Here is a 12,162-nt window from a genome sequence, read left to right on the forward strand (position 1 = left end):
GCAACCATCACCTCGACAACTGTGGATAACCCCGGGGTACTACGGAGTGAGGATGAAATCCCAAGGATCGGTGTTGATGGCAGAGACGCCAACTTCCACCTCGTGGCCCAAATCCTGCAGGACATTCTTCAACGATTCGGCTGCGGTGGGTAACCAGAGCCATTCGGAGGCGAAGTGTGAAACGTCGATCAGGTACGGTTTGCCATTTAATGCCGCCTCGCGGGCCTCGGAGGCCGGATGATGGCGCAGGTCGGCGGTGACGTAGACATCGGCCTCGGCGGCGCGGACGGCGTCAAAGAGCGAATCTCCCGCCCCGCCGCAGACGGCGACCTTGCGCACAATCCCGGCGCGTTCCCCCGCTACCCTCACGCCACCGGCAACGGCCGGCATGGCGGAGAAAACGCGTGAGGCGAATTCGTGAAGCTGCAGCGGTTCCGGGAGCATGCCGACGCGCCCGATTCCCTCCTCCGGAAGCCCATCCTTGGACGGTGCGAGCGGCTGGGTATCGGTGAGGCCAAAGATGTCGGCCAGTACGTCGGATACTCCGCCGATGGCCGAGTCCGCATTGGTATGCGCGGTCAGCAGGGCGCAACCTGACTCGATGAGCAGGTGTACCGCTTCGCCCTTAAAACCCGTTGCTGCGACGGAATTGACCGGGCGCAGCAATAGCGGGTGGTGAGTGATCAAGAGATCGGTGCCGCGGGCAACGGCATCGGCCACCACCTCCAGCGTGGGGTCAACGGCAAACATGATCCGCTTAACCTTGCGCTCGGGGCGCCCAACTACCGGTCCCACGGTGTCCCACGACTCTGCCAGAGAGGCGGGCCAGAGCTCCTCGACGGCCACCATCACCTGACCCAGCGTGGGGGTGCTCAAAGCGGGCTCGTTCTCTTGTTCGTTTAGCGCGTCGGTGACGGGCAAGGATCCGGTGCTTGCTGCCGGTACCCCCTCTGGCTGCCCCGTCTCACCGGAACCGCTGGAGAGACCCGAGGAATCGTTAGGCAAGGCGGCATCCGTCACCGTCTCCGAAGCATCGGTGAATCCGTTTTCTGCGGCATCCGACCCGGAGACGATTCGCATGCCTTGGGTTTGCTGCTTGTTGCTCTGCATACTTCTACCGTATCCGGATCGGTGGCGATTGACTGCATGAAGGCACGTGCACAAAACCACAAAACATGCGCTTTTCGCCACTGTTATCGCCCGGTGGGAATGAAATGCGGGCGAAGGTGATTGAGTGTAGGTGTGAACGAATTCTCAATCTCCAGCACGCCTATCCGCTTTTCGCCGCAAAGCACTGGACCCGATGGTGCAGCGCTGACCACCTTTGTCCTGGCCGGCGGCTGCTTCTGGTGCCTCGATGCGGTCTACCAGCGCACGCGTGGGGTCACCTCGGTGGTGTCCGGATATACCGGCGGCAGCGATCCGGCGCCCAACTACCGAGCCGTCTGCTCGGGAACTACCGGCCACGCCGAGGCGGTGGCCGTAACATTCGACCCCACGGTGGTTCCGGCGGAGGTCATACTTGACATGTTCTTCACCACCCACGACCCCACCACGCTGAACCGTCAAGGCTACGACGTGGGCACGCAATATCGCTCAGCCATGTTCCCCCTTAATGCGGAGCAGGACGCGATTTTCCGTGCCAGTGCGGGGAAGTTCGAGGAGATCTACCCCGATCCTCTGGTTACGATCTACGAGGCACCCGCGGACTTCTTTGTGGCCGAAGGTATCCATCAGGATTACTACAATCGCTTCCCCGATGAGGGGTATTGCCAGGTCATCATCGACCCTAAGCTCGCGAAAGCCAGGAAATATTACGCAACATGGCTCGAAGAGCCCGCCGAACCGCGCTCCTGACTAGGCTTGTGGTGAGCATTTCTGCAGTTATTCGGCTGCCGTAGCAAAACCCGCAAGGCCCAACGCCGACCGCCATCTCCCAAGGACTAAGGACACCATGTCGAAGATTTACAACGACGTCACGCAAATTGTTGGACGCACCCCGCTGGTGCGGCTGAACCGACTGGGCGCCGGACTGCCGGGGAACATCGCGGTGAAGCTGGAATTCTACAACCCGGCCAACTCGGTGAAGGACCGCATCGGCGTGGCCATCGTTGACGCCGCCGAGGCCTCCGGTGAACTGCACCCAGGCGGAACCATCGTTGAGGGAACCAGCGGTAACACCGGCATCGCCCTGGCCATGGTGGGTGCTGCCCGCGGTTACAAGGTCGTATTGACCATGCCCGAGACCATGAGCACCGAGCGTCGCGTCATGCTCCGCGCCTTCGGTGCCGAGATCGTGCTGACCCCGGGCTCCGAGGGTATGCGTGGCGCTGTGGAGAAGGCCAAGGAGATCGTTGCTACCACCGAGAACGCCATCTGGGCCCAGCAGTTCGCCAACGTCGCCAACCCGGCGATCCACGAGACCACCACCGGTCCGGAGATCTGGGAAGACACCGACGGTGAAGTGGACATCTTTGTTGCGGGCATCGGTACCGGCGGAACCATCACCGGTGCCGGCCGCTTCCTCAAGAGCAAGAAGGCCTCGGTGCAGATTGTTGCCGTTGAGCCGAAGGATTCGGCGATCCTCAACGGTGGCAAGCCGGGCCCGCACAAGATCCAGGGCTTGGGCGCCAACTTCATCCCCGAGGTACTGGACACCGAGCTGTATGACGAGGTGCTTGACGCCTCGATCGAGAATTCGGTATCCACCGCCCGTGCGTTGGGTGTGCAGGAAGGCATCCTCGGCGGCATCTCCGCCGGCGCGGCCGTCTGGGGCGCCCTGGAAATCGCCAAGCGCGAGGAGAACGCCGGCAAGCTCATCGTCGCCGTCATCCCCGACTTCGGCGAACGCTACATCTCCACGTTGCTCTTTGATGACATCCGTGGCTAATAACAGCTAACTAATTCAATCGGTGTCCGGCGCTACGGGTCAGAAATTTCCCGTACCCGCCGGTCGCCTTTTGGCTCCACCCGCACTGTTGATCGGCATGAGTTCGATCTTCGTCGCACAAACAAAGGCAAAGGTGTGCGTTTCCTTTCCCGACTGGCCGAAGACCTGCAGGGGGCAAGTTCTCACGATCCTGCTGCCCGTGGCAACACCGAAAACTTCTTGGCCTATTCAGGGTTGCATGCGATCTGGATCCATCGGCTCACCCACCGGCTGTGGCAAAATCCTCAGACGCGTTTCCCCGCCCGCCTGCTCTCGCAGTTCGGACGTTTCCTCACCGGAATCGAGATCCACCCCGGTGCCACCATCGGACGGCGTTTTTTCATCGACCACGGCATGGGTGTGGTCATCGGCGAGACCGCGGAGATCGGCGACGATGTGATGATCTATCACGGTGTCACTCTGGGTGGTCGTTCGCTGGCCAAGACCAAACGCCACCCGACGATCGGTGACCGGGTGGTCATCGGTGCCGGGGCCAAGGTACTTGGCCCGATCATCATTGGCGCGGATTCCGCGATTGGTGCCAACGCCGTGGTGGTCAAGGATGCTCCCGAGGGTTCGATCATCACCGGTATTCCGGCGAAGAACCGTCCGCGGACCGCCGATGAGCTTGCTCCGGCCGTTGACCCGGCCGAGTACATCGACCCGGCCATGTGGATCTAGATTCCTGAGCTAACACTATGAGCGGCGTCGGTACCTACCCTGGAGGTAGGCACCGACGCCGTTCATGTTTTCTGTCGCAACGCCCGTCCCAAACACAGCTCTTGACTTGACCTATTAATTGTCTCAACACCAATGACCGGATTCTCCGACGATCTCATTTCAGAGATACGTCGCAGTTCTCCAGTTCGGAAGGAGTCACCACGATAATAATTAATCCATGAACTTCTCTTAAGCTATTCGATGTCAGTAAGATCTAGGAACGACCTAGTCACTGAGAGATCGAGAGTTCAACCATGCAGCATCGTGCAAAGAATTCCGTTGTTCTCGGCAGTTTCCTAGCCGGACTTGCGATCATCGCCCTCAGCGCGTGCACGTCTACACTGCCAGCACCCGCACCAACGGTCACTAAACCGTTGGAGACTGGGGCAAATAATGTCCCGTTGAGTCAGTCACCCACACCATCGCATACGCCAGCTGCCGCTTCGACGCGCTCTAGCTCCGGCACCTCCACCGAACTAACTTTCTCTGCAAATTCGATCAAAATACTCGACCACAAGATTGTCGATGATCCGACGGGCAAAAATCTGCAAGTCACGGTACGGGCGCCACGCAACACCAGCTTTTTCAGCGGAACCGATGAGGCTGCCTGTGAAGCCAACGCCATCGAGCCTACTTCGGCGGTACCGAGCGATTCCGGCGACAATGCCGAACCTCGTGTGACCTACGAGCTCCAGTGCCAAGACCTGAAGCCAACCACGGTAATCACCGCGAACATCAGTTACGGAGATTTTGCCTACGGCTTCGTAGTTCCGTTGAAGTAGCACCGCCGTCGGTGATCACATCTTGTTGGATATCGCCCCAGGATTCAAACGAACTTCCAGTACCGACGGCACGTCCCTGGCCCCTGCCTTCCGACGGGCGCCTACGGGCCCTCCCCAGACCTCTACCCGGCGTGACCGGAAGTGCCCGCGCGTTGACGATGGATGTCACGCTGAGCAATCAGAAACTACACCCCAGACAACACCGTGCCGTTGTGTATTTAGAAGTTTCGCTCGGGATGTCGGTGAGACTGTAGCCGTCGATAAGGCAACTTCATAGCACGACTATTTTCCGGCGTTCGAGTCGATGCCGAGTGAGCCAAACACAGGATCATGCGCGTGGTTCAGCGATCCGCCCCAGATACCTCCGTGTAGAAAAAGCCCCGGCAATTTCCTTGACCACTGTGAATTATTCATGAAGGATTCATTTCAGTGTGTTTGGCTGAACTACATGACTGCGGTGCAGGTCAAATGACTTGTCGATGTAAAGTACCTGACCAGTTAGCAAAATACACTCCATCATCACTCACGGCGCCAACGCGTCCCACACTCTCGAGAGTTGGAATAATGACGAGGAAAAACTTAATTAAGGCGGGACTTGGGGCCACTTTAGCCCTCGGCCTAGCCGTGGCCCCGGTAGCGATCCCACCGGCCCTGGCCTCCCCCGGAGCAGCATCCGCAACAACGACTTCTGCTTCTGTTTCTGCTTCTGCTTCTGCTTCTGAATATCAGGCCCCAGCGGCATCGGCTACTACCGCTCCCTCGGCTTCAGCTTCTGAACCTACATCCGCATCCGCATCACCTTCTGTCTCTGAAGCTCCGACCGCAGCGGCAGCGGAAACTCCGCATGTGATCATCAATGAGGCCTACGTCAACGGCGGCAGTGCCAATGCTAGCTACAAGAACAAGTACGTAGAGCTGTACAACCCCACGAGTGCCGATATCAACCTCACCGGCTGGTCCTTGCAATATCGCTCGTCCACCGGACAAGTAGCACCCACCGGGCTGGCCACACTTTCGGGCACCATCAAGGCCAACGACTATTTCCTGATCAAGGGAAATTCCAACGGCGTTGTAGGCAGGGACATTCCCACCAGCGATGCTGATGCAAGTGGCTTCTCCTTTGCCGGTGGCGGCGGAACCTTGATCCTCTCGGACCAGGCTGGCAGACTTCCTGCGGATCTGGCCACGGGATCACTGGTCGGCAACGCTAATATCGTTGACCTACTCGGCTACGGTTCGTCGAACACTTTTGAAACTGCGGCATCCTCGGCGGCAAGCGTGAGCACCTCGCTGAACCGCACCGATTTTGCCGATACGGACAGTAACGCCGCGGACTTTACCCGGGCCGACCCCACACCCGTTGGCACCGGTGGTGGTGACGAACCGCCCCCACCGCCGGCGGACTCCGGAACAAAAACAATCGCCGAAATTCAGGGCGAAGGAGCCACCAGCCCCCTAGTCGGTACCACCGTCACGACGACGGGTAAGGTCACCGCTGCCTACCCCACCGGTGGCTTCAACGGATACTTCATCCAAACACCGGGTACCGGCGGTGACCTGGACATGGCAACTCACAAGGCCTCCGCCGGAGTATTTGTGTACTCCCCGGCCACCGACGCCGACGTCAAAATCGGCGACTATGTTCAGGTAACGGGCCTAGTGAAGGAATTCGGCGGCGCCTCTGACACGGCAACCACCACCGAAATTGACGTCCCCGCCGGTGGCATGACACGACTATCGGAAGCCACCTCCGAGGTGAAGGCCGCCGTCATCTCGGTGCCAACCTCCGTGCAAAAGCGCGAAACCCTTGAGGGCATGCTGGTAGCTCCACAGGGCGACTTCACCATCACGGATAACTACACGCTTAATAACTACGGCGAACTTGGCTTGGCGACGGGTAAAACCCCCTTGGTGCAGCCCACCGCCGTGGCACCCTACGGTTCGGCAGACTACACCGCAGCCGTCACCGAGAATGCCGAACGCGCCATCAAACTTGATGACGGTGCCAGCACCAATTTCTTGAGTGCCGGTGGCTCGGTAGTTCCATTGCCCTGGTTGAGCCAGGAAACACCGATGCGTATTGGGTCCACCGCCGAATTCACGGCCCCGGTCATCTTCGATAACCGCAATAATGCCTACAAATTCCAGCCCTTGGAGGCGCTCACCCCGGCCAATGCCGGATCGGTGCAGCCCATCGTCTTCGGAAATAACCGACAGGACGCTCCCCAGCCGGTGGGTGGGGATCTGAAGGTTGCCTCCTTCAACGTGCAGAACTACTTCACCGAAACCGGTGACAAGGACCCCGCCTGCCAGTTCTATACCGACTACAACGGCAACAAGATCAGCGTGCGCGGTGGCTGCGACCAGCGCGGTGCCGCCGATGCCGAGAATCTGCTCCGCCAGCAAGACAAGATCGTTGCTGGCATTAACGCCTCCGGTGCAGACGTTCTCTCGCTGGAAGAAATCGAAAACTCCGCCAAGTTTGGCAAGGACCGCGACAGCGCCCTTTCCACGCTCGTTGATGCCCTGAATGCGGCGACACCGGGAGTCTGGGACTATGTTCGCTCCCCCGCGGCCGACCAACGACCCGCAGTTGAGGTCGAAGACGTCATTCGCACCGCGTACATCTATAAGAAGAACGTCGCCGAGCCAGTGGGCGATTCGGTGATTCTTGATGACGAGGCCTTCACCGGCATCGCCCGTCAGCCCTTGGCACAGTCCTTCAAGCTGGTTGGTGCCGAGGATGCCTCCAAGGTGCTGCTGATCGTGAACCACTTCAAATCCAAGGGCTCGGCGATCGGCAATGACACCGATCAGGGACAGGGCAACTCTAACCTGGCCCGCACGGCTCAGGCCGAGGCGCTCGTTGCCTTCTCGACCCAGTTGCAGGCGGACCAGGGCACCGACAAGGTGCTGCTCATGGGGGACTTCAACGCCTACGGTTTTGAAGATCCGATCAAGGTCATGACCGATGCCGGTTATGTTGATCAGGATCCCAAAACGGGAAAGCATTCCTATAGTTACGGCGGGATGGTCGGTTCCCTTGACCACGTCTTGGCATCACCGGCCGCCGAAAAGATGATCACCGGAGCGGATATCTGGAACATTAACTCCGCCGAATCCATCGCCATGGGATACAGCCGTTACCAGTACAACGCGACGGATTTCTACACCCCCTCCGCGTTTGCCGCATCCGACCACGACCCGGTGGTAGTTGGGTTGTCCATGGATTCCAGCGAATCGGGCACCAAGACGATCAATCTGCTGAACATCAACGACTTCCACGGTCGTATTGATGCCAACACGGTAAAGTTCGCCGGTACCGTCGAGCAGTTGCGTGCAGCATCCGGAGCGGCCAACACCGCTCTGCTCTCCGCAGGTGACAACATTGGCGCCAGCGTCTTCGCTTCGGCATCTCAGGATGACAAGCCCACCATCGACGTGCTGAACGCGCTGGAATTGCAGACATCGGCCGTGGGAAACCACGAGTTCGACAAGGGCTACGCCGACCTCGATGGACGCGTCACCGAGGCCGCCAACTGGGATTACCTCGGAGCCAATGTCTACGCTCAGGGCACCACCACCCCGGTGCTTGATGAATACAAGATCATCACCCTAGACGGTGTGAAGGTCGCGATTATTGGTGCCATCACCCAGGAGACCCCCTCACTGGTGACTCCGTCGGGGATCTCGATGCTGGAATTTGGGGACCCCGTTCAGGCAGTGAACCGCGTCGCGAAGAACATCACCGATAATGATTTGGCCGATGTGATTGTGGCCGAATACCACGAGGGCGCCGGCGCGGGAACTCCGGAGAAGGCGACCTTGGAGGAGGAAATCGCCTCCGCTGGTGCGTTCCAGGACATCGTGACAAAGACCAGCTCATCGGTGGACGCCATCTTCACGGGGCACACGCACAAGCAGTACGCGTGGGACGCCGCGATCCCGGGTGTTTCTGCTGACGCCGCGGTGAAGACTCGTCCGGTGCTCCAGACCGGAAGCTACGGTGAATTCATTGGCCAGATCACCCTGAGTGTGGATACCGCTACCGACGCGGTGACCTCCTACACGCAGGAAAATGTGGCCCGCACCAAGACCGATGATGCGGCCCTGGTATCCGCATTCCCGCGGGTTAAGGCCGTCAAGGTCATCACCGACAAGGCCCTGGCCGATGCCGAGATCGCCGGTAGCGTTCCGGTGGGTCAGATCTCCGCCGACATCACCACCGCGCAGACCCTTGATCCGGTCACCGGAAAATACATCCGCGACGATCGCTCCAGCGAATCCACCCTGGGCAACCTGGTCGGTGACTCCATTCTGGAGGCGCTGAGCTCGGAGCAGAGTGGTGGAGCCGAAATCGGTGTGGTGAACCCCGGTGGGTTGCGCGCCGATCTGCGCTACAGCAACGACGGCGTGAAGGATGGGGTCATCACCTATGCCAACGCCAACGCGGTATTGCCGTTCGTGAACAACCTGTGGACCACCTCCCTGACCGGAGCACAGGTCAAAACCATGCTGGAACAGCAGTGGCAAACCAATGCCGATGGTTCGATCCCGAGCCGCCCGTTTTTGAATCTGGGGCTGTCCTCCAACATGGACTACACCTACGATTCGACCCGTCCGATGGGTCAGCACATCACCTCCGTCACGATTAATGGTGAACCGCTGGATATGGAGCGTTCCTACCGTGTAGGTACCTTCAGCTTCCTGGCCACCGGCGGAGATAATTTCCGCGTCTTTACGCAGGGAACTAACACCAAGGATTCGGGTCTCATTGACCGCGATGCGTGGATCAACTACCTCGGTGAGCGCTCGGAGGAATCTCCAATTGCCCCCGATTTTGCCCGCCGTGGTGTGGAGGTCATCGGGAATCCGGAAATCGTGAAGGCCAAGGGAGCGGTCAGCTTCAAGCTGAACAAGCTGGATCTCACCTCGCTGGGTAGCCCCAAGAACACCAGTGTGGTGGTGGAGTTCACCGATCAGAAGGGTAAGCGCACCGTGGTTGACACGGTGGGTGTGAGCGATGGATCGGCCGTGGTGTCCTTCAGGCTTCCTGCCGATGCCCGCACCGGCGGGATGATCAGCGTTGTGGCCGCCCCGAGCGGCACCACGGTGAAGCTGCCGGTGCGCATCATCAACCCGAATGAAAAGTGCCAGAGTCCCGCGAAGGTTAAGGCCTGCGCCTAGTCCTTGCCGGTCCTAGTCGACGCTGCCCGCACCTCCCAGCCATCACTGGGCGGTGCGGGCAGCGTCGTCTCTGGGCTCCGTGGGGGGAAATACAAACGGGGTGGCAGCCTCCGTCACATGGACGGAGGCTGCCACCCCGTAGAGGTGTGAAGTGTGAAGACTAGTGGGTGTCTTCTGCTTCGATTTCGGTCTTGTCGCCGCTCCACTGCGTGTGGAACGAACCCTCGACGTCCATGCGGTTGTAGGTGTGCGCACCGAAGAGGTCGCGCAGGCCCTGGGTCAGCGCGGCCGGCAGGCGCTTGCGGCGCAGGCCATCGTAGTAGGCCAGTGAGGAGGAGAACACCGGAACCGGCACGCCCATCTGGACGGCGGTGGCAACCACGCGGCGCCAGGCCGGAAGGGCCGTGGCGATGGCTTCGGCGAAGGCCGGGGCGAAGAGCAGGTTGGCCGGCTTCTCGTCCGCGGCGTAGGCCTTGGTGATGTCGGCCAGCAGGGCCGCGCGGATGATGCAGCCTTCGCGCCAGAGCGAGGCGATCTCGTCCAGCTTCAGGTCCCAGTTGTATTCCTTGCCCGCGGAAGTGAGCATGTCCAGGCCCTGGGCGTAGGAAACCAGCTTGGAGGCGAAGAGTGCCTGACGCACATCTTCAACGAAGTTCTCGTCCAGCTCGACGGCGACCTCGTGGCCGGCCAGGACTTCCTGGCCGATGGCGCGCTGATCGCGCTGAGAGGACAGGCCGCGGGCGAACACGGATTCAGCGATGGCGGAGATCGGCGAGCCCAGGTCCAGGCCTGACTGCACGGTCCAGCGGCCGGTACCCTTCTGGCCTGCGCTATCAACGATGACATCTACCAGCGGCAAACCGGTCTTGGCATCGGTGTGGGCCAGTACCTCGGCGGTGATCTCAATGAGGAAGGAGGCGAGTTCGCCCTTGTTCCATTCCTCGAAGATTGCTGCCTGAGCGGCAGGCTCAAGGCCGGCGCCGGTGCGCAGCAGGTCGTAGGCTTCGCCAATAACCTGCATGTCGGCGTATTCGATGCCGTTGTGGACCATCTTCACGAAGTGGCCGGCACCGTCGGTGGAGATCCAGGCGCAGCACGGTGCGCCGTCGATGGCCTTGGCGGAGATCTTCTCGAGCATCGGGCCCAGGGCGTCGTAGGACTCCTTGGAACCACCGGGCATGATCGAGGGGCCGAGCAGGGCGCCCTCTTCACCGCCGGAGACACCGACGCCAACAAAGTGCAGGCCCTTGGTGGCCAGTGCTGCCTCACGGCGGCGGGTGTCCTGGAAGTTGGAGTTGCCACCATCGATGATGATGTCGCCCTCTTCGAGCAGCGGAACCAGGGAGTCGATGACCGAGTCAACCGGTCCGCCGGCCTTGACCATGATCATGACGCGGCGCGGAACCTCAAGGCTTGCCACGAGTTCTTCCATGGTCTCGGTGCGGATGAAGTCGCCTTCATCGCCGTGGGCGGCCAGCAGCGCGTCGGTCTTGGCAACTGAACGGTTATGCAGGGCAACGGTGTAACCGTTACGTGCGAAGTTACGGGCGAGGTTTGCGCCCATGACGGCTAGGCCGGTGACGCCAATCTGTGCAGGCATGAAGTCTCCATCGGTTGCGATTATGTTGAGCCGGGCATGACCGGCACAACGAGCACCGGGGACACGGCTCCGTGACTTCTACCTACTTTAGTTTGTTCGCACCTCCCAAGGCCAGACGAACACGCTTCGTTGGCATAAATTGCCCCGAGATGACGCGCATTGATGCGCCTTTCGCCGCCGGTTTGCTAAGAGTTTTAGCGATAGGGTTGATTCATGCCCATTAGCCTGCATCAACAAGCCGTTGACCACCTTGGAAGCCGCATCATCGATGGGTCTGTACTCCCCGGAGAAGTTGTCCTCGCCTCCGAGCTGGAAGATGAGTTGGGCGTCTCGCGATCGGTGATTCGCGAGGCGGTGCGGGTGCTTGCCTCTGCCGGATTAGTGGTTTCAACCAAACGGGTGGGCATCAAGGTGCAACCAGCGGAACACTGGAATCCCTTTGATCCACTGGTCATCCGCTGGCGTCTGGCCTCCGAAGGTCAGGGTGCGCAATTGCGTTCACTGACCGAGTTAAGGGTGGCGGTGGAACCCATGGCCGCGGAACTTGCTGCCGAGCATGCCCCGGCGGAATTTTGCGCGGAACTGCTGAACCTCGCCGCCCAGATGCGCCATGCCGGCCGCGAGGGAGATCTCGAATCGTTCCTGGAACTCGATATCCGTTTTCATGCGTTGGTTTTGGCGGCCTCGGGTAACGAGATGTTCGCCAATCTGGCCCATCCCATTGGCGAAACGCTGCGTGGGCGCACCGAGCTCGGCTTGATGCCCGAACATCCTCATGAGGAGGCGCTGGCCTGGCATCAGGGGGTCGCGGACGCGATCTCGGCCCACGATCCCAAGCGGGCCCGGGAATCCATGGAATTGATCATGCGTCGAACCGTGCTAGAAATTTATGAGGTGTGGGCGCATAAGCCCCGCCTTTTCCCCCGCCCCGTCCGCTAACCGCG

General features: G+C 60.2%; 7 protein-coding genes and 1 pseudogene. 6 read left to right on the plus strand and 2 right to left on the minus strand.

Annotated features, from left to right (window positions below; all coding sequences use genetic code 11):
• Positions 1–39: 39 nt before the first annotated feature.
• Positions 40–1,110, minus strand: a complete 1,071-nt coding sequence (locus KUF55_RS09865; RefSeq protein WP_255556947.1) for a Nif3-like dinuclear metal center hexameric protein — start codon at positions 1,108–1,110, stop codon at positions 40–42.
• 204 nt (positions 1,111–1,314) lie between these two features.
• Between KUF55_RS09865 and msrA the strand changes: the two genes are divergently transcribed.
• The 5 genes and pseudogenes from msrA to KUF55_RS09890 form a co-directional block, all read left to right on the plus strand.
• Positions 1,315–1,857 (plus strand): peptide-methionine (S)-S-oxide reductase MsrA, encoded by a 543-nt coding sequence (gene msrA, locus KUF55_RS09870; protein ID WP_218818747.1) that lies wholly within the window; start codon positions 1,315–1,317, stop codon positions 1,855–1,857.
• Between the two features lie 97 nt (positions 1,858–1,954).
• Entirely contained in the window at positions 1,955–2,890 is a 936-nt protein-coding gene (gene cysK / locus KUF55_RS09875) for a cysteine synthase A (RefSeq protein ID WP_132357820.1), read from the plus strand.
• Positions 2,891–3,025: 135 nt separating this feature from the next.
• Complete coding sequence (gene epsC, locus KUF55_RS09880; RefSeq protein ID WP_132357822.1) at positions 3,026–3,610, plus strand: serine O-acetyltransferase EpsC; 585 nt, start codon at positions 3,026–3,028, stop codon at positions 3,608–3,610.
• A 440-nt stretch (positions 3,611–4,050) separates the two neighbouring features.
• Complete coding sequence (locus KUF55_RS09885) at positions 4,051–4,431, plus strand: hypothetical protein (RefSeq protein ID WP_218816518.1); 381 nt, start codon at positions 4,051–4,053, stop codon at positions 4,429–4,431.
• 762 nt (positions 4,432–5,193) lie between these two features.
• Positions 5,194–9,618 (plus strand): annotated as a pseudogene (locus KUF55_RS09890) (ExeM/NucH family extracellular endonuclease); the annotation flags it as partial.
• Between the two features lie 160 nt (positions 9,619–9,778).
• Here the strand turns inward: KUF55_RS09890 and gndA are convergent.
• Positions 9,779–11,218: an NADP-dependent phosphogluconate dehydrogenase gene (gndA, locus tag KUF55_RS09895; protein ID WP_218816520.1), complete on the minus strand. Its 1,440-nt coding sequence runs from the start codon at positions 11,216–11,218 to the stop codon at positions 9,779–9,781.
• Between the two features lie 213 nt (positions 11,219–11,431).
• On the opposite strand from gndA, the gene KUF55_RS09900 reads away from it, so the two are divergent.
• Positions 11,432–12,157: a FadR/GntR family transcriptional regulator gene (locus tag KUF55_RS09900; protein WP_218816521.1), complete on the plus strand. Its 726-nt coding sequence runs from the start codon at positions 11,432–11,434 to the stop codon at positions 12,155–12,157.
• Positions 12,158–12,162: the final 5 nt, after the last annotated feature.

The sequence above is a fragment of the Paeniglutamicibacter sp. Y32M11 genome, assembly GCF_019285735.1.
GTDB lineage: Bacteria > Actinomycetota > Actinomycetes > Actinomycetales > Micrococcaceae > Paeniglutamicibacter.

Bases quoted from the DNA above. Each gene is read 5' to 3' on its own strand.
- cysK (WP_132357820.1), top strand. From the start codon at position 1,955: ATGTCGAAGATTTACAACGACGTCACGCAAATTGTTGGACGCACCCCG.
- KUF55_RS09865 (WP_255556947.1), bottom strand. From the start codon at position 1,110: ATGCAGAGCAACAAGCAGCAAACCCAAGGCATGCGAATCGTCTCCGGG.
- KUF55_RS09900 (WP_218816521.1), top strand. From the start codon at position 11,432: ATGCCCATTAGCCTGCATCAACAAGCCGTTGACCACCTTGGAAGCCGC.
- gndA (WP_218816520.1), bottom strand. From the start codon at position 11,218: ATGCCTGCACAGATTGGCGTCACCGGCCTAGCCGTCATGGGCGCAAAC.